The 17,798-nt window shown below is 63.5% G+C and carries 19 protein-coding genes; 9 read left to right on the top strand and 10 right to left on the bottom strand.

What is annotated here, in order from left to right:
* The first annotated feature begins 119 nt into the window (after positions 1-119).
* On the top strand, positions 120-713 hold the full coding sequence (gene rnhA / locus B208_RS0101330) for a ribonuclease HI (RefSeq protein WP_007978644.1): 594 nt from the start codon (positions 120-122) through the stop codon (positions 711-713).
* The gene (locus B208_RS0101335; protein ID WP_007978645.1) at positions 706-1,251 is read left to right on the top strand and encodes a DUF7108 family protein; all 546 of its coding nucleotides are present in this window, start codon (positions 706-708) and stop codon (positions 1,249-1,251) included. The genes rnhA and B208_RS0101335 overlap by 8 nt, the downstream gene beginning before the upstream one ends.
* On the opposite strand, the gene B208_RS0101340 is transcribed toward B208_RS0101335, so the two are convergent.
* The gene (locus B208_RS0101340; RefSeq protein WP_007978646.1) at positions 1,232-1,588 is read right to left on the bottom strand and encodes a PadR family transcriptional regulator; all 357 of its coding nucleotides are present in this window, start codon (positions 1,586-1,588) and stop codon (positions 1,232-1,234) included. The two genes, B208_RS0101335 and B208_RS0101340, sit on opposite strands and share 20 nt — an antisense overlap.
* 214 nt (positions 1,589-1,802) lie before the next feature.
* Between B208_RS0101340 and B208_RS0101345 the strand changes: the two genes are divergently transcribed.
* The 4 genes from B208_RS0101345 (at position 1,803) to B208_RS0101360 (ending at position 5,964) form a co-directional block, all read left to right on the top strand.
* Positions 1,803-2,336, top strand: coding sequence for an inorganic diphosphatase (locus B208_RS0101345; protein WP_007978649.1), 534 nt, complete (start codon positions 1,803-1,805; stop codon positions 2,334-2,336).
* A 174-nt stretch (positions 2,337-2,510) separates the two neighbouring features.
* Complete coding sequence (locus tag B208_RS0101350) at positions 2,511-3,623, top strand: DHH family phosphoesterase (protein WP_007978651.1); 1,113 nt, start codon at positions 2,511-2,513, stop codon at positions 3,621-3,623.
* A 66-nt stretch (positions 3,624-3,689) separates the two neighbouring features.
* Positions 3,690-5,036 (top strand): alkaline phosphatase family protein, encoded by a 1,347-nt coding sequence (locus B208_RS0101355; protein ID WP_007978653.1) that lies wholly within the window; start codon positions 3,690-3,692, stop codon positions 5,034-5,036.
* Positions 5,037-5,106: 70 nt separating this feature from the next.
* The gene (locus B208_RS0101360) at positions 5,107-5,964 is read left to right on the top strand and encodes a DMT family transporter (RefSeq protein ID WP_007978656.1); all 858 of its coding nucleotides are present in this window, start codon (positions 5,107-5,109) and stop codon (positions 5,962-5,964) included.
* A 13-nt stretch (positions 5,965-5,977) separates the two neighbouring features.
* Here the strand turns inward: B208_RS0101360 and B208_RS0101365 are convergent, their stop codons facing one another.
* Positions 5,978-6,508 carry an SRPBCC family protein gene (locus B208_RS0101365; RefSeq protein WP_007978658.1) on the bottom strand — a complete coding sequence of 177 codons (531 nt, stop codon included), beginning with the start codon at positions 6,506-6,508 and terminating at the stop codon, positions 5,978-5,980.
* 102 nt (positions 6,509-6,610) lie between these two features.
* Between B208_RS0101365 and B208_RS0101370 the strand changes: the two genes are divergently transcribed.
* A complete protein-coding gene (locus B208_RS0101370; RefSeq protein WP_007978660.1) occupies positions 6,611-7,375 on the top strand; it encodes an FAD-dependent oxidoreductase in 765 nt (254 codons plus the stop codon).
* 526 nt (positions 7,376-7,901) lie between these two features.
* On the opposite strand, the gene sugE is transcribed toward B208_RS0101370, so the two are convergent.
* Positions 7,902-8,225, bottom strand: a complete 324-nt coding sequence (gene sugE, locus B208_RS0101375) for a quaternary ammonium compound efflux SMR transporter SugE (protein ID WP_007978662.1) — start codon at positions 8,223-8,225, stop codon at positions 7,902-7,904.
* Positions 8,226-8,321: 96 nt separating this feature from the next.
* Here sugE and B208_RS0101380 point away from each other — a divergent pair, with 96 nt between their 5' ends.
* Together B208_RS0101380 and coaBC are read left to right on the top strand one after the other, a co-directional pair.
* A complete protein-coding gene (locus B208_RS0101380; protein WP_007978663.1) occupies positions 8,322-10,241 on the top strand; it encodes an ABC transporter ATP-binding protein in 1,920 nt (639 codons plus the stop codon).
* Positions 10,242-10,274: 33 nt separating this feature from the next.
* The gene (gene coaBC, locus B208_RS0101385) at positions 10,275-11,441 is read left to right on the top strand and encodes a bifunctional phosphopantothenoylcysteine decarboxylase/phosphopantothenate--cysteine ligase CoaBC (RefSeq protein ID WP_007978665.1); all 1,167 of its coding nucleotides are present in this window, start codon (positions 10,275-10,277) and stop codon (positions 11,439-11,441) included.
* A gap of 358 nt (positions 11,442-11,799) precedes the next feature.
* Here coaBC and mnhG read toward each other — a convergent pair whose 3' ends face one another.
* The 7 genes from mnhG to mbhE are packed head-to-tail and all read right to left on the bottom strand — an operon-like array spanning position 11,800 to position 17,750.
* The gene (gene mnhG, locus B208_RS0101390) at positions 11,800-12,123 is read right to left on the bottom strand and encodes a monovalent cation/H(+) antiporter subunit G (RefSeq protein ID WP_007978667.1); all 324 of its coding nucleotides are present in this window, start codon (positions 12,121-12,123) and stop codon (positions 11,800-11,802) included.
* Positions 12,120-12,407, bottom strand: coding sequence for a monovalent cation/H+ antiporter complex subunit F (locus tag B208_RS0101395; protein WP_007978669.1), 288 nt, complete (start codon positions 12,405-12,407; stop codon positions 12,120-12,122). Before B208_RS0101395 ends, mnhG begins: the two co-directional genes overlap by 4 nt.
* Complete coding sequence (locus B208_RS0101400; protein WP_007978671.1) at positions 12,397-12,987, bottom strand: Na+/H+ antiporter subunit E; 591 nt, start codon at positions 12,985-12,987, stop codon at positions 12,397-12,399. Before B208_RS0101400 ends, B208_RS0101395 begins: the two co-directional genes overlap by 11 nt.
* Complete coding sequence (locus B208_RS0101405) at positions 12,984-14,564, bottom strand: Na+/H+ antiporter subunit D (RefSeq protein ID WP_018128657.1); 1,581 nt, start codon at positions 14,562-14,564, stop codon at positions 12,984-12,986. The genes B208_RS0101400 and B208_RS0101405 overlap by 4 nt, the downstream gene beginning before the upstream one ends.
* Positions 14,561-14,917 (bottom strand): sodium:proton antiporter, encoded by a 357-nt coding sequence (locus B208_RS0101410; RefSeq protein WP_007978675.1) that lies wholly within the window; start codon positions 14,915-14,917, stop codon positions 14,561-14,563. The genes B208_RS0101405 and B208_RS0101410 overlap by 4 nt, the downstream gene beginning before the upstream one ends.
* Entirely contained in the window at positions 14,914-15,375 is a 462-nt protein-coding gene (locus tag B208_RS0101415) for an MnhB domain-containing protein (RefSeq protein WP_007978677.1), read from the bottom strand. The genes B208_RS0101410 and B208_RS0101415 overlap by 4 nt, the downstream gene beginning before the upstream one ends.
* Positions 15,372-17,750 carry a hydrogen gas-evolving membrane-bound hydrogenase subunit E gene (gene mbhE / locus B208_RS0101420; RefSeq protein WP_007978678.1) on the bottom strand — a complete coding sequence of 793 codons (2,379 nt, stop codon included), beginning with the start codon at positions 17,748-17,750 and terminating at the stop codon, positions 15,372-15,374. Before mbhE ends, B208_RS0101415 begins: the two co-directional genes overlap by 4 nt.
* Between the last annotated feature and the right edge of the window lie 48 nt (positions 17,751-17,798).

Raw genomic sequence — 17,798 nt, forward strand, 5'->3', positions numbered from 1 at the left:
TAGTAGTAACTCCCAAACATTTAAACCCTTGGGCAAAACCTATATATATCTGACACACGCTCACATACCACTCCCGCGAGACCGGAACCTGTTTACTCGAACACGGACGAGTGTCGGCAATGCCAGTCATCGAGTGTGACGTGGACGAGGCACGCCGGACGCTCGCCGACGCCGGGGTCATCGTCTCGGACGGCAAATCCGAGTACGAAGAGTGGCGGGCGAGACACGGCGACGCCGTCGCCATCGCATACGACGACAAGCTCGTGATTCAGGGGGCGAATCCACAGGACATCGAGGCGATTCTTCGAGATGCGGGGGGGCACGCCTACCTCTACTTCGACGGTGCCAGTCGCGGAAATCCCGGCCCGGCCGCGACCGGGTGGGTCATCGTGACGAGCGATGGAATCGCCGCGGAGGGCGGAACGAGAATCGGACGCGCGACGAACAACCAAGCCGAGTACGAGGCGCTCATCGAGGGGCTCGAAACGGCCCGCGACTACGGTTTCGACTCCGTGGACGTGAAAGGAGATTCCCAGCTCATCGTCAAGCAGGTGACGGGTGCGTGGAAGACGAACAACCCCGAACTCCGCGAGCGCCGCGTTCGCGTCCGGGAGCTGTTGGAGGAGTTCGACAAATGGTCCCTGAAGCACGTTCCGCGAGAGGTAAACGAACGCGCGGACAAATTGGCAAACGAGGCGTTAGACGATGGCTGAACTGCCGGACGACACGGTTTCGGAGGCGGAACGACTGACCCACCTCGCGCGTGACCGCGAGGGCGAAGAGGCGGAGCAATATCGTACGGAACGGACGCAGCTGCTCGAAACCCACGGTTTCGTCGCACGGATTCGAGAAGAGGACACCAGAACCGTGCTGGTCCTCCATCCCGAGGAGTGGGTCGAGGACGGAACCATTCGCGTCGAGCGAATCGAGGACACGGACCGCGCGGTCGAAATCCCGCTGACGGGCGCTGGCGACCCGGACGATTGGGACGAAATCGACGAGCACAACCGCGCCGTTGCGGCGCGAGTTCGAGAGAAATACGGCGACGTCCACGGCGCGAACGCCGAGGCCTTCGCGGACTTCATGGGCAATCACTACGCGCGACCCGTCGAGTCGGCGACGAACGACGAAGTGGACGAATTTCTGACGGAGTACTTCCCGCGGAATGCGTGGCCGACTTCGGAACAGAAAAAAACGGTAAAAGAATCGGTCGAACTCGTGTTCGAGTGCGTTAGTCGGACTGCTCGATGAGTGCGCGGACCTTTTCGGCACGCGCGTCGTCGGTGATGAACTTCGAGAGCGACCACGCGAACGCGTCTTCGACGGCTTCGAGACCGGCTTGGGTCAGACCGTACTGGTTGGTCCGCTTGTCGAGTTCGCTCTTCTCGACCAGTCCGCGCTCGACCAGCGTGTCGAGGTTGGGGTACAGGCGGCCGTGGTTCACTTCCTCGTCGTAGTAACTTTCGAGTTCGCGCTTGATAGCGAGCCCGTACATCGGTTCCTCGGTGAGGACGATGAGGATATTACGCTGGAACGCAGTGAGGTCGCGAGCGGTACTGCTTTCGGTGAGTGTTTGTGCCTCTGACATTGGCTTTGACACGACGAAATATGTAACCGAGATATTTAACCCTTCTCAAGTTTCTTGGTGTTTCTCCGTTCTTTCGTTCGATTTTAATACCCAACTGCCACTCATGGATTGCGGAAGGGTGTCACACTTATGAGTGATTTCATGGGTACGAGTCACTTGTTTACACCCATGCCGAAAGGACTTTTTGGTCTTCCCGTCGAGTTCCAAGCGACCCATGACGAATCTCTGGGAAGACCTCGAAACGGGGCCGAACGCTCCCGAGGAAATCTACGCAGTTGTCGAGTGTCTCAAAGGCGACCGGAACAAGTACGAATACGACAAGGACATCCCCGGTGTCATGCTGGACCGCGTGCTCCACAGCAACGTCCACTACCCCGGTGACTACGGGTTCATCCCGCAGTCGTACTACGACGACGAAGACCCGTTCGACGTGCTCGTGCTCGTCGAGGATTCGACGTTCCCCGGCTGTGTCATCGAGGCCCGCCCCGTCGCCATGATGAAGATGGACGACGACGGCGAACAGGACGACAAGGTCATCGCCGTCCCCATCGAGGACCCGCGCTTCGACCACATCGAGGACGTCGAGGACATCCCGCAGCAGACGAAAGACGAGATCGACGAATTCTTCTCCACCTACAAGAACCTCGAAGCCGGAAAGGAAGTCGAGACGCTGGGCTGGGAGGACAAACAGGCGGCGTACGACGCCATCGAACACTCCCAAGAGCTGTACGACGAAAATTTCAACTAGAGTTCATAGTCCGTTCAGCTTTTCGAACAGTTCCCGACTTTTTTGGAACCGCTGAAACCCGTCGATTACCGGCCGATTACGTCCGAATTCGTTACTTCTGGAACCAACCTCACATAAAGATGCCATAGAATACACCCGAAATTATATACGAGTGGAAGGAGCTATGCGTTAGCAATGCTCGCCGGATTCGTCGCCGAAAACATGCCAGCGGTCGCCACTGCCGTTCTCTTGCTCCTCTCCGGCGGCGGCGTGCTGTACGCCGTTCAGTTTCGGTCGTGGGGTGGCACCGAGAACCCGGAATCGGCCGGGTCGCTCCGGAAGGTCGTCGCCGGACAGAACCGCGTCGCGCTCGTCGTCCCGGAAAGCCCGAGTATCGACTCCTTGGCGGCGGCGGTCGGGGTACAAGCCCTCTGTAAGGACTGGGGCGTCGCGGCGCGAATCGCGGCGGAGGGCGAGATAACCGGCGAGGACAGCAAGGCGTTCTGCAACATCTTCGACATCGACGTGACGATTCTCGACGAAAACGGGGAAGGACTACCGAACTGCGACGGCGGAATCGCAATCGGCGGCGGCGGTGCGGTTCCCCGACTGGCGAACAACCCCCCGGTCGTCGGCGTCATCCGGCACCGACCGACCGCGGAGGAGAACATCCTCACGATTACGCGCACGGACGACGGCGCGACATCGACGGTCGTGACCGAACTCGTGCGCGACATGGGGTTCGTTCCCGACCAGCGCGTGGCGACCGCGCTGTTGTACGGTATCCGCGCCGGAACCCGCGAGTTCCGGCGGGCCAACGGGTCGAACGACTACGACGCCGCCGGGTTCCTCCACGCCTACGCCGACCTCGGGCGAATCGAGGAGTTGCGCTCGCCGGGCGTCAGCAGCGACACCTTCGACGTGCTCGGCGAGGCGATAGCGAGTCGAGAACGACGGGCGAGTTTCGCCGTGGCGAACGTCGGCGTCGTCCCCTCGGTGAGCGCGCTGGAGGAGGCCGCTGATTCGCTCCTGCGACTCGAAGGCGTCTCGACGGCCGCCGTGTTCGGCCTCCACGAGGAAACCATCGTCATCTCCTGTCGCGCGGAGGACGTCCGAACCAGCGCGGAGGATATCCTGACCGGCGCGTTCGACGCGAGCGAGACGACGGGCGGGAACGCGGACGCCGCGACCGCTCGGGTGTCGCTCGGCATCTTCGCACGGGTCGATAGCGAGCACACGAAGACGCTGGACTCGCTCATCGACGCGAGCACCCGGAAGGCGTTGTTCACCGCGTTCGAAAGTTCGTGAACGAAAACTTGAGAGGTTGTAGCATGGAAACGAAGGTTCTTGTAGTCGCCTGTGGTAGAGCGGCGTATGGGTCTATTCGATAGGCTCCGTGGAGACGACGCTCCGCGGGTCGCCTTCTTCGGCATCGACGGCGTGCCGTACAGCTTCCTCAAGGAAAACGCCTCGGAGTTCCCGAACATCGCATCGCTGGCGAGCGAGGGGAGCGCCGGAGCGATCGACAGCATCGTGCCGCCGGAGTCCTCCGCCTGCTGGCCAGCCCTCACGACGGGCGTCAACCCCGGAAATACGGGCGTGTACGGGTTCCAAGACCGCGAAAACGGTTCGTACGACACCTACGTCCCGATGGGACGCGACGTGCAGGCGACGCGCGTCTGGGACCGCGTGACCGACGCGGGCCGCGACGCGACGGTGATGAACGTCCCCGTCACGTTCCCACCGCAACGGAACGTCCAGCGCATGGTTTCCGGATTCCTCTCGCCCGGCGTCGACAAGGGTGCCTACCCCGACGAGATGCGGAACTACTTGGAGTCCATCGACTATCCCATCGACGCGAACGCGAAACTGGGACACAAGGACGACAAATCCGAGTTCATCCAAAACGCACACGAGACGCTCGAAACGCGCTACGAGTCGTTCCAGCACTACATCGACCAGGACGACTGGGACCTCTTTTTCGGCGTCTTCATGACGACCGACCGCGTGAACCACTTCCTGTTCAAGGATTACGAGGAGGACGGCGAGTACAAAGAGGAGTTCATCGAGTTCTACAAAAAGCTCGACGAGTACCTCGGGAAACTCCGTGACTCCCTGCCGGACGACGTGACGATGATGGTCGCCAGCGACCACGGTTTCACCAGCCTCAACTACGAGGTTCACTTCAACTCGTGGCTCGAACAGGAAGGCTGGCTCTCCTACGAGGACGACGACCACGAGGAACTCGGCGACATCAGCGACGACACCGATGCCTACTCGCTCATTCCGGGTCGGTTCTACATCAACCTCGAAGGCCGCGAACCGCGCGGTAGCGTCCCGCAGGACGAGTACGAGGAGAAGCGCGCCGAACTCAAAGAGAAGCTCGAAAACCTCGAAGGGCCGGACGGCAACAAGGTCTGCTGGCGCGTCGTGGAGAAAGAACAGGCGTTCGACGGCGACCACGAGGACATCGCACCCGACCTCGTCGCCATCCCGAACCACGGTTTCGATTTGAAGGCCGGATTCAAGGGCCACGACGACGTGTTCGGCGTCGGCCCGCGCAACGGCATGCACAGCTTCGACAACGCGACGCTGTTCGTGGACGACCCGAACGCACGAATCCCGGAGGACACGGACCTCCTCGACATCGCCCCGACCATCCTCGACCTGATGGAACTCGACTACCCGTCGAGCGAACTCGAAGGGCGTAGCCTGGTCTGAAACCGGTCGCGTCGCGGTCGATTCACCGCTTTCGAATCTCCTTTATCCGCAAGCGAGAAATCTCGGTCGAATGAGCGACCGCCTCGGAACCGCGTTGGTCATCGTCTCGGCCGTCGGGTTCGGTACGCTGGGAATCCTCGGCAAGCTTGCCTCGGGCGCGGGGCTGTCGATTCCGACCGTGCTGTTCTTCCGGTTTGTACTCGCCACCGCGTTGGTGTGGGCGGGCCTCGCGGTGCGCGGACGACTCCGACGGTTTTCGGGACGGACCCTGCTCGTCGGCCTCGGTCTGGGCGCGCTCGGCTACGCGGCCATGAGCGGACTCTACTTCTGGGGCCTCTCGTTTCTGACCGCCGGACTCGTCGGCATCCTGCTCTACACCTATCCCGTCATCGTCGTCGTGCTCTCCGCGCTCTTCCTCGACGAGCGCATCACGCGCCGAACCGGCGTCGCGCTGGTTCTCGCCTTGGCGGGCGTCGCGCTCATCACGGGCGGCGACCCGGCCGGTGCCGACCCGCGCGGCATCGTCGTCGTCCTCGCCGCCGCGGTGGTGTACGCGAGCTACATCACCGCGAGCAGGGTCGCGCTGGACGCCGTGCCCGCTGACCTGCTCACGGCCCACGTCCTCCCCGCGGCGGCCTGTGCGTACCTCGTCTACGGTTCGGCGACGGGGACGCTCTCGGTCCCGGATTCGGGGAGCCAGTGGCTCATCGTCGCGGCCATCGCCGTGCTCGCAACCGCGCTGCCCATCTTTACTTTCTTCGCGGGACTGGGCCGCATCGGGGCGAGTCGCGCTAGCATCGTCAGTACCATCGAACCCGTCGTCACGCTCCTGCTCGGCGCGGCGATACTCGCCGAACCGGTGACGCCGGTGACAGTGCTCGGCGGCGCGTCGGTGCTCGCCGGGGTCCTGCTCGTACAGGCCGAGTGAGTCGATGAGAAAATCAGACGGCGTTGGGTTTCTCGTGGATTTCGAGGTCGACTGGCCGCGGTTCGCCCTCCAAGTCCGTGACGATGCGTTCGACGACCTTCTCGGCCTCCGAGAGCACGAGCGGTTTCACCTTGCCCACGACCCACCCGAGCGAGACGAACGCGGGGAGGTTGAGCATCCCCGAATCCGCCGAGTCGGCGTCGAAGTGGATGGAGAGCCACACCCGCGAGGCGGTTTCCTCGCCCTCCGGTGCTTCCTCCGGGACTTCCTCCACGCGCCAGTGTCCGTGGGCGTGAATGTCCTTGATTATCTTCCAGTCGATGCGGTTCGGTGGGTCGAGTTCCGTCACCTCGGAGCGGACGGTGTACCGAACCTTCCACCACTTGAGGTGAATGTCGTACTCGGTTCCCGGCCCACCGTCACCCTCGTGCGTGACCTGCGTGAGGTGTTTCGAGTAGTTCGCATAGCCCGGAAAGTCGAGCAGGAACTCGTAGGCCTCCTCCGGCGGCACGTAGACGACGGTACTGAGTTCGAGGTGGTCCACGCGTTTCGATTCTGTTCGACTGAAAGTAAACATTCCGGCGAGGTACCTGCACAAACGTACCCAATCCAGTCGTTTATACCACCCCACCAATAATCTCCGATCATGACGGACTACGACGTACTCATCATCGGCGGTGGCGTCGCGGGCCTCTCCGCGGCCACGTTCACCGCTCGCGCCGACCTCGACACGCTGGTCGTGAACGACGGCGTTTCCATCCTCTACCGAAACGCGATTCTGGAGAACTTCCCCGGGTTCCCCGCCGGAATCGACTCGCGGTTGTTCTCCCTGATGCTCCAAGAGCAGGCCGAGCGCGCCGGGTCCGCGCGCCTCGACGCAAAAGTCACGGACGTGCGCCGCGCGGACGACGGCGAGTTCGTCGCGGAAATCGACGGTGGGAGCAACGATGGCGGCGAGGACGGCGACGGGACGATTTCCGCCGAACGGGTCGTCGTCACCTCGTGGTCGGACGCCTCGTACCTCGACGGGTTGGACCTCGACCTCGAAGACTCGGGAAGCAAGCGGTACGTCCCGGTGGATGACGACGGTCGAACCGACATCGATGGCCTCTACGCCGCCGGTCGAATCACGAAACAGTACCACCAAGCCATCGTCTCGGCGGGCCACGGGTCGCAGGTCGGCATCACCGTCGTCCACGACGCCGACCCCGACTTCTACCACGACTGGGTCGTTCCGGAGGGCTATTTCACCAACCGCGACCGCGACGTTCCGGAGGGTTGCGAGGAGATCTCGGAGGACGAACGCCAGCGCCGCGCGCGGAAGGCCCACGACCGCCTGCGCGACTATCTGGAGGAGTGGGAGGACGAGCGCCCGGTTCCGCACCCGAGTTTCGTCGAGAACATGAACTAACAGGACGAAAAGTCGGGTATTTTCGCGGGAATGCGGTTGTGAATACGTCTCCGAGGACTGCCACCCCCACGAGACGAATTCGATTTTGAGAACACTACAGAGAGATGATTCCGTCTTCGAAAGCCCCCCTCCGCTCGCTACGACCTATTGTATTTGAACGGACCGAAGTTACAGCGAAACGGTTTTCGAAAGCCCCCGTCACGCTCGCGGTCGCTGTGCGAGATATCCGCGCTCTCCGCACCAGTCGCACGGATAGTAGCCCACACAGCAGACCACGCAAGCGCGAGCGGACGGCCCCTTTCAGTCCTCCCTGCGACCGCACCGTTCGCTCACGGCGTTGCCGTTCGCATTCGAGCTTTCTACGAAACCTCGCAAGCCACACCCTCCCCCAACCGATTCGCTACACTCACTCCGTTCATTTCGCTCATCCCTCACACGCTGCCAGCACAGCCCCTCGGTCGATCACTGACCTCGCGGCTGTGCCAGCGCGCGCCACCGTGGTTCGGTTCCTCTCGATAGACTCCTCTCAGTGCCCGCCGGAGGAGAGGTGCAGGCCGACGATGCCGACGACGATGACGCCGATGAAGGCGACCCGGAGGAGGTCCGCGGGTTCGTCGAACAGGACGATGCCGAGCGTCGCGGTGCCAACCGCACCGATGCCAGTCCAGACGGCGTAGGCGGTCCCGACGGGGAGCGTTTGGAGGGATTTCGCCAGCAGCGCCATGCTGACGACGAGCGCGACGACGGTGGCGACGGAGGGCCAGAACTTCGAGAAGCCGTCGGAGTACTCCAATCCGATGGCCCACGCGACTTCGAACACCCCGGCAACGATGAGCACCTTCCACGACATGGGTGGATTCTCGGGACGGGCGAACGCTATGTCTTGCGTTTCCCAGTCTGCCGAAACCCGTGGCTCTTTATGAATCCCTTTTGAAGCGTTCACGAAATGAGCGCCGACGAGGTGGACCCGGACGAGTTGGGCGAGTCAGTGGAGCGGCCGATGGTTCGGCTGTTCACCGAATACGGCGGCGACCACCTCCACTGGTTCGCCATCGGGTTGGCGACGAGCATGGCCGCCAGATTCCTCTCGCTCGTCCCGCCGCTCGTCCTCGGCGTCGCGCTGGACGCGGTGTTCTACAGCAAGCGGGCGTACACCCTGCCGCTCCTTCCGGACGCGTGGATTCCGACGACGCGGATGGACCAGTTCTGGTTCTCGGCGGAAATAATGGGCGTTTCGATGGTCCTCGCCGCGGTCTGCAACTTCGCCCGCTCGTCCAGCCTGAACCTCTTCTCCCATCGCGTCAAACACGAGGTTCGGACGGCGACGTATCAGTGGATGCAGCGCCTCGACATGACGTTCTTCGACGACCACAAGACCGGGGAACTCATGAGCATCCTGAACAACGACGCCAACCGCCTCGAACTGTTCCTCGACAACATGATGGGGAGTGCCATCCAACTGCTCGTCCTCATCATCGGCATCGGATATCTTCTCTTCACCATCAACCCGCAGTTGGCGCTCGTCACGCTCTCCATCATCCCCGTCGCGGCCCTGTTCACGTGGTGGTTCATGAAGCGCGTCGAGGCGTTTTACGCGGACGTTCGGTCGTCGGTCGGAGACCTGAACACGCGACTGGAGAACAACCTCGGCGGTATCGAGGTCATCAAAACCTCCGGAACCGAGTCGTTCGAGGACGAGCGCGTTCGGAGCGCCTCCTACGAGTATTTCAAGCGCGACTGGCAGGCGCTCCGGATGAACTTCGTCTACCGTCCCGGCATGCAGTTGCTCACGTCCGTCGCCTTCGCCGCCACGTTCGTCGTGGGGGGACTGTGGTTCCTCACCGACCCGCCGCTCGGGTTTTCGGGCACGCTCTACGTCGGCCAACTCGTCACGTTCCTCCTGTTCACCCAGCGCATGGTCGAACCGCTCACCCAGATGAGCGAGGTGGTGGACCGGTACGAGGACGCGAAGGCATCGACCAAGCGCATCTTCGGCCTGCTGTCGATTTCGCCCGACATCACGAGCAGTCCCGGTGCGGTCGAACTGGATTCGATTCGGGGCCGCGTCGAGTACGACCACGTGGACTTCGCCTACGAAGACGGCCAAGAGGTCCTCTCCGACGTGACCTTCACCGCCGACCCCGGCGAGACGGTGGGTCTCGTCGGTCCGACGGGGGCCGGGAAGTCCACGATTTGCAAACTCCTCCCGCGCCTCTACGACGTGACGGGCGGCGAGATTCGCGTTGACGGCCACGACGTGCGCGACGTCACCGTCGAGAGCCTTCGGGAACACATCGGCTACGTCGGACAGGACACCTTCCTGTTCGACGGGACGGTGCGGGAGAACATCGCCTACGGCGCGTTCGACGCGACGGACGACGAAATCGAGGCGGCCGCGAAAGCCGCCGAAGCGCACGAGTTCGTCACCAACCTGCCCGACGGCTACGACACGCGGGTCGGCGAGCGCGGCGTGAAACTCTCGGGCGGTCAGCGCCAGCGCATCTCCATCGCGCGGACGATTCTCGCGGACCCCGAACTGCTCGTGTTGGACGAGGCGACGAGCGCGGTCGACACCGAGACGGAGATGCTCATCCAGCGCAGTCTCGATAGGTTGACCGAGGACCGAACGACGTTCATCATCGCCCACCGCCTCTCGACGGTGAAGGGCGCGGACACCATCCTCTCCATCGAGGACGGGAGAATCGTGGAACGCGGCACCCACGAACGACTGCTCGACGGCGACGGCCTCTACGCCGACCTCTGGCGGGTGCAGGCCGGGGAAATCGACGCCCTCTCCGATGAGTTCGTCGCGGAGGCGACCCGGCGGGCGAGCGCGAGTCGGACGAGCCAAGGGTCGAACCAGTGACCTTTTTCGGGCTACCGCGCCCACTACCGGGTAATGCTGACCGGAGTGAACGTGGCGTTGGGGGTGACGGGAAGTATCGCGGCGGTGAAAGTGGTCGAACTGGCACACGAACTGCGGAGGCGCGGCGCGAACGTCCGCGCGGTGATGTCGGGGAGCGCGCAGGGAATCATCCACCCGTGGGCAGTCGAGTTCGCCACCGAGAATCCGGTCGTGACCGAAATCACCGGACGGGTCGAACACGTCGAACTCTGTGGCCGCGAGGGGTGGGCCGACGTCCTCCTCGTCGCCCCGGCGACGGCGAACACCGTCGGGAAAATCGCCAGCGCGGTCGACGACACGCCGGTCACGACGTGCGCGACCACCGCGCTCGGTGCCGACGTTCCGGTCGTCATCGCCCCCGCCATGCACGAACCGATGTACGACCATCCCGGTGTCCTCGACGCCATCGAGCGCGTCGAGTCGTGGGGCGTCGAGTTCGTCTCGCCGCGAATCGAGGAGGGAAAGGCGAAAATCGCCACCGAGGACGCCATCGCGCTCGACGTCGCCCGCGCGACGACGCCGGACCTCCTCGACGGAAAACACGTCGTCGTCACCAGCGGCGCGACGAGCGAGGAGGTCGACCCCGTTCGCATCCTGACGAGCCGCGCCTCGGGGAAGACGGGGCGGGCGGTCGCCCGCGCCTGCTACGTCTACGGAGCCAGCGTCACGCTTGTTCACGACGGCCCCGGCGTCCCCTACGCGACCGTCGAGCAAGTCGAGACCAGCGCCGAGATGCTCGACGCGGTGGAGCAACACGTCGACGGACTCCCGGCGGACGCCCTCGTCTCCGTCGCCGCCATCAGCGACTACACCGCCGACGGTGCCGACGAGAAAATCCGGTCCGGGAAGGACCTCACCCTCGATTTACGGCCGACGCCGAAGCTCATCGACACGGTTCGTGACGACCACCCCGACCTCCCCATCGTCGGGTTCAAGGCCGAGACCAGCGGCGACGACGACGCGATGGTCGCCGCCGCCCGTGAGACACTCGAACGAGCGAGCCTCTCGTTCGTCGTCGCGAACGACGCCAGCGTGATGGGCGAAGACGAAACCAGAACCCTGTTCGTCCGCGAAAACAGCGTCCGGGAGTACGGCGGGAGCAAAGCGGAACTCGGACTCCACGTCGCGGAAGAGCTCGCCCGGGTGTTTGACGGCGAGTAAGTCGGGAATTCTCCGCACGAGGTAGTTCTGGTATCGACGCCGTGGCTGCACCGATTGTGAATCCGACTTCGAAAGTCCACCACGCACACACGACGAGTCGTCTCCGATTTTTCCGAGCGTACAATTACCGAGCGGCACTGAAACCGCACCGCGACCGTCCACACGCCTCCCCAACCGATTCCTCGCTGACGCTCGTCATCCACCGTCAGAGCGTCGTTCTGACGAGCCATTCGTTCACGAGAACACTGTTCACGAAGACCTCACGTGATACTCACGCAGGCCCGAGGTCGAAGGGGCCTCGGGCCTGCTGGTGCACGCGCCACGGTAGTTCTCCTCGTGCCGAAACTTGAAGAACGCGTTACTCGTCGCCGGGCCATTCGGCGTCGCCGAAGAACTCGATGCCCATCTTCTGGGCGGAGCGAGAAATCATGTGCGCGCCGGTCGGCGCGGTGAGGAACAGGAAGATGATGCCGACCAGCGAGGTGAGCCCGGCACCTTCCGGGCCGTAGTAGACGAATCCGGCGAGCAACAGCGAAGCCGAGCCGAGCGTCGTCGCCTTGCTGGTCGCGTGCATCCGGTTGTACACGTCGGGGAGTCTGATGAGGCCGACCGTGCCGACCACGAGGAAGAAACTCCCGACGGCGATGAGCAGCGTGATGAGGATTTCCTGAACGAGGTTCATTTGACGATATCTCCTTCAATGACGTACTGCGAGACCGCGATGGTGCTGATGAACCCGATGATGGCGAGGACGAGGCTCACCGTGACGAACAACCCTTCGCCGGTTTGAAGTGCGTACAGGGCCGCGATGGCGACGACGTTCGTTGCGATGGTGTCGAGCGCGACCACTCGGTCGGGAACCGTCGGCCCTTTGATGACGCGGTAGCCCGCGAGCAGGGTCAGGCCGCTCGCGATGACGAGGCCGACCTGCACGGCGAGGGAGAATATCGCGGGGTCAGTTGCCACGCTTGACACCCCCTTCGGTCGGTTCGCCGCTCGCGTGGGCCATCGGAAGGTCCGGAACCGGGTCGCCGGGTTTCCCCTCCTCGTCGAAGATGACGAGGGCGTAATCCTCCCAGGTTCGAATCGGGTCGACGATGCCGTCCGTGTCCGTGGCGTCGATGCTGTGTACGTAGAGCGCGTTCGTCTCCTCGTCGTAGTCCATTGTTATCGTCCCCGGCGTGAGGGTGATGCTGTTTGCGATGGTCGTAATCGCCCCGTCCGTCTGCACGCGGAGCGGTACGACCACGACGCCCGGTTCGATGGGCATGCTCGGCAACAGGACGCGGTAGGCGACGTCGATGTTCGCCAGGATGAGGTCCTTGATGAACACGACGATGTACAACCCGGCGTAGGGGAGCGCCTGCACGGTTCGAGTGAGGTTCATGTCCAGGGTGTAAAACCGCCGGAACATGAACGCGATGAGCATCCCGAAGGCGAGTCCGATGAGGAACTCGCCGATTATCCGCGTCGGTTCGAGCGCGACCCCGCGAACGAACAGCCAGAGGACCGCGAGGACGACGCCGATGACGGGCCACTTCTTCATGCGGCCCCACCTCCGAGCACCGCTTGGATGTACTCCTGTCTGTGAATCGCGGCACCGGCCGCCGCCTCCGCCGCCCGAAGCACGGGGTCGAACCCGATACCGACGAGCAGGACGAGGGCCGCGAGTCCGGCGAGGACGACCACGCCGGTCGGCTTCGCGCCGTTCTCGACCATCGGACTCACCGCGCCCCAGAAGCCGCGGTTCCAGGCCCGCGAGAAGTACGCGATGGTGAGAATCGCGCCGAGCAACGCGATGGCGAGCGCGACGGACGCGCCCGCGTCACCCGCGGTACGGAAGACGAGGAACTTCCCGAAGAAGCCCGAGAGGGGCGGTATCCCGATGAGCGAAAGCGCCCCGACGAAGAACACGGCCGACAGGACCGGTTCCTTGCGGGTCAGCCCTCCGAGGTCGGCAAAGCGCGTCGAACCGACCGACGAGAACACCGACCCCGAGGCGAGGAACAACAGGCCCTTCGCCAGTGCGTGGTTCAGCGAGTAGATGAGCGCCGCCGTGACCGCGAGAATCTGTATCTCTTCGCTTCCCGCAGTCGCGCCGATTGCGAGCGGCAGGACGATGAACCCGACCTGTCCGATGCTGGAGTAGGCGAGCAACCCGTCGATGTCGTCGCGGCCGACCGCGCCGAGCCCGCCGAGCAGGATGCTCGCCGTCGCCATGATTGCGAACATGACGGGGCCGAAAAAGCCCAGCGCGGACGTCCCGGACAGACCGGGTAGGCCCAGTCCATCCGGAATCGACAGCCACGAGAAGACGGTGAAGTACAGCCTGATGATGGCGTAGATTCCGACCTTCTTCACGACGCCCGCGAGCATCGCGGACACCGGCGCGGGTGCGGCGCTGTACGCCGGGGGCACCCAAAACTGGAACGGTGCCAGCCCAGACTTCAGCGCGAACACCGTGAACAGGAGCGCCGATAGACCCAACACGGGAAGCGGAGTGATACTGTTCGCCGCCGGGTTGGCGAGTCGGTGCGCCAAGTCGGCCATGTTGAGCGTCCCCGTCGTCGAGTAGATGCCGCCGATGGCGAGGAGCATGACCGCGCTCCCGATGAGGTTGAGGACGACGTACTGGAGCGCCGCGCGGGTGTGCTGTGGCCCGCTGTAGAACACCACGAGGACGTAGCTCGACATGAGCATTACCTCGAACCAGACGAAGAGGTTGAAGATGTCGCCCGTGAGGAACGCACCGCTCACGCCGACCAACATGAAGTGATACAGCGGGTGGTAGGAGAGCCGCTGACCGAACTCGTCCACGTACTGCACCGAGAAGACCAGCGCGGCGAACGAGACGATGGCGGCGAGTCCGAGCATGAACACCGAAAGCGGGTCGGCGACGAGCGTGATGCCGAACGGTGCGGGCCAGTTACCGAGTTGATACGGGATGGTTCGCGCCGCGCCCAAGGGGTCCACGTCGGTCCAGAGCAACGCGACGACGGCGACGTACGCCGCCCCACCGAGGACGCTGACGCCGCGCTGGACGGTCGAATACCGTCGAACGACGAGCGTCAGAATCGCCGTCACGAGCGGGACGAGCAGCGGTTCGATGACGAGTTGATTCATGTGGAATCACCCAATTCGTTGAGGTCGATAGTGCCGTGTTCTTGATAGACGCGATACGTCAAGACGAGCGAAAACGCCGTCGTCCCGAAGCCGATGACGATGGCCGTCAGGACGAGCGCCTGCACGACCGGGTCGGTGATGTGACCGCCGCCGTGGCTCCCGTGGCCGAAAATGGGGACGCTTCCGCCGAGTTTGCCCATCGTCACCAGATAGACGTTGGCGGCCTGACTGATGATGGTCACTCCCCAGATAACGCGAATCACGTCCCGTCGGAGGACGAGGAACGTCCCGAGGGAGAACAACACCCCGAGAACTATCGCGAGTATCAACTGGGGGTTCACGGCTTCACTCATTCGGAACCCACCACCGAGAGGATCGTCAGGAGCGAGCCAACGACGACGAAGTAGACCCCCGTGTCGAAGGCCACCGCGCTCGCCACCTCGAACTCCGTGTAAATCGGGAAGTGGAACACCTCGTACGTCTGGTTCATGAAGGCGTCACCGAAGGCCATCGCAACCAGACCGCTTCCGGCGGCGAGCGCCAATCCGAACGCGAACAGGGTTCGGTAGTTCTCGACGATGCCGTGTTGAAGGTGTTCTATCGGCCCGCGAACGAGTCGGTGGAATATCTCCTCTTCGAGGAAGTCCAACCCGTAGACGATGTAAATGAGGGCGAACGCCGTCGTCGTCAGGACGCCCGCGATGAATCCGCCGCCGGGGTGGTTGTGTCCCTGCAACATCAACGCGACAGACGTGAGGAAGATGAGCGGGACGACGGTGCGTGTAACCGTCCGCGTGATTATCGTCGTCATTGGGTTTCACCTCGTTCCCGCATGGCGATCAGCGTCAACACCGAGAGTGCGGCCATTGCGACGACGGAGATCTCGCCCATCGTATCGAAGCCACGGAAGTCCACCAGAATGACGTTGACGATGTTGTGACCGCCCGCCTCTTCCACCGTCACGCCGTAATCGAGGAAGGTCTGTGCGATGGAGTTGGCGGGGTCCGCTACCGTCGTGACCAACACCGTAACGAAGACGGTCGTTCCGACCGCCAGCGAGAGGACGCCGTCCCGAACGGCGCGACTGCGTTTTATCTCGCCGTAGAACGTCGGTAGCCGGTCCAAGACGAGCAGGAAGATGACGAGCGTCAGCGTCTCGACGACCAACTGCGTGAGCGCGAGGTCCGGGGCGTCGGCGAGAATGTAAAATATCGCCACCATGAAGCCGAGAATCGAGAGCGTAAGCACGCCCGAGATGTGGGACGGGGCGATGCTGACCGCGAACGCGCCGACGACGGCGACGCCGAGAACGAGTGCGAGCGAGGGCGTCATACCCGCCGCGAATCCGAAACTCGGGAGGGCGACGCCCGCCGCAGCGTAGCCGCCGAGCGCGAGGAGCGTCACCGCCGTCAGCGACCACGTTGCGTAGGTTCGAAGCAGGCCGGTCTGGACGTGCGGAATCGTCTCGACGCTCGCGTCGTTCAGGCCGTACACCGCGTTGTCGTACCACCAGTTCGCGCGAAGGGGATTGACCGTGAGCAGGCGGTTGATGCCCCGGTGGAGGTCGTCGTAGTACTGATACGCGACGAGTCCCACGGCGATGGTTATCGCGCTCATGGTCGCGGCCGGCGTGACCGACGTCGGCAGGTGGTAGCTGAAGTGGACCGCTTCGGCGGCCTCGGCGTGTGCCGCGGGCGGAAGGGTGCTTTCGACCACGCTTCCGACGAAGCCGTTGAGCGCCGACGGCGCGATGCCGAACGTGTCCGTTACGCCGCCGAGTCCGATGAGCGCCGCGATGGTTCCGAGGATCGCCGGGGGAACCAACATCGTCAGCGGCGGCCGATGCACGTGACCCAACCCCTTCGGTTTCTCGCCGAAGAAGAGCATCAGGAACCGTATCGAGTAGAGGAAGGTGAAGATGCTCCCGAAGACGGCGACGACGGGGAACAGCCACGCGAGGCCGCCGTGGACGTGCGCCGCGTGGTAGGCCGACTCGAAGAGGAACTCCTTCGAGTAGAAACCGTTGAACGGCGGCACGCCCGCCATCCCGAGGGCCGCAACGACGGTGATGGCCGCCGTGATAGGTAAGTCACGCCACAGCCCGCCGAGATGCTTTATTTTCCGCGTTCCGGCCTCGTGCGCGATGATACCGGCGACGAGGAACAGCGCGGCCTTGAACATCGCGTGGTTCAGAATGTGGAACGCGCCCGTCTCGGCACCGTACTCGGAGGCGAACCCGAATCCGGCGACGATGAGGCCGAGGTGGCTCGCCGTCGAGTAGGCCAGCAGTTCCTTGATGTCCGTCGCCGCGACGGCGAGGATGGCCGTAATCGTCATCGTCACCAAGCCGAGTACCGCGAACAGCAACATCCAGTCGGGGATGACGTGCACTCCCTCGGGAAGGAACAACGGCCGGAATCGCCCGATGAGGTAGACGCCCGCCTTGACCATCGTCGCGGAGTGGAGGAACGCCGAAACCGGCGTCGGCGCTTCCATCGCGTTCGGCAGCCAGATGTGAAGCGGGACCTGTGCCGATTTCGCCGCCGCGCCGACGGCGATGAGCGCGAGCGCGGGAACGAACAGCCCCGCCGCGTGGAGTTGCTCGTTCGTCATCGCCGCGTTTTCGGGAGAGAGGATTCCGCTCGGCCCGAACATCGCGAACGTCCCCGCGACGTGGTTGATGAGGAGGAACCCGATGAGCATGAACAGCCCACCGGATACCGTGATGAGCATGGACTTTCGGGCGGCGTACTGCGACGACCGTCGGTCGGTGTAGTGGCCGATGAGGATGAACGACGACAAGCTGGTCAGTTCCCAGAACACGAACAGCGATACCAGGTCGGCCGAGAACGCCACGCCCAGCATCGACCCCATGAAGGCCAGCAGCGCGGTGTAGTATTTCGCCTTGCCCGGTTCGCCGTGCATGTACCCACCGGAGTAGGTGAGGATGAGCACGCCGACTCCGCTGGCGAGGAAGCCGATGAGCAAGGAGAGACCGTCCACGTAAAACTGCAACGAGACCCCGAGCGAGGGAATCCACTGGTAGGAAACCGAGCCGCTCGTGCCGAGTTGGCTTGCGACCATCCCAAAGCACGCGAGCGCGACCGCCGCCGCGTAGTAGGCGGTCCGCTCGCGGAGGACGCGGTAGACGAGTGGGGTCACCACCGCTGCCGCGAAGGGAAGCATCACCAGCGCAAGCACAACAACGGCTGTCGGGTTCGATGGTGATTGCAC

Source organism: Haladaptatus paucihalophilus DX253, assembly GCF_000376445.1.
GTDB classification, from domain to species: Archaea; Halobacteriota; Halobacteria; order Halobacteriales; family Haladaptataceae; genus Haladaptatus; species Haladaptatus paucihalophilus.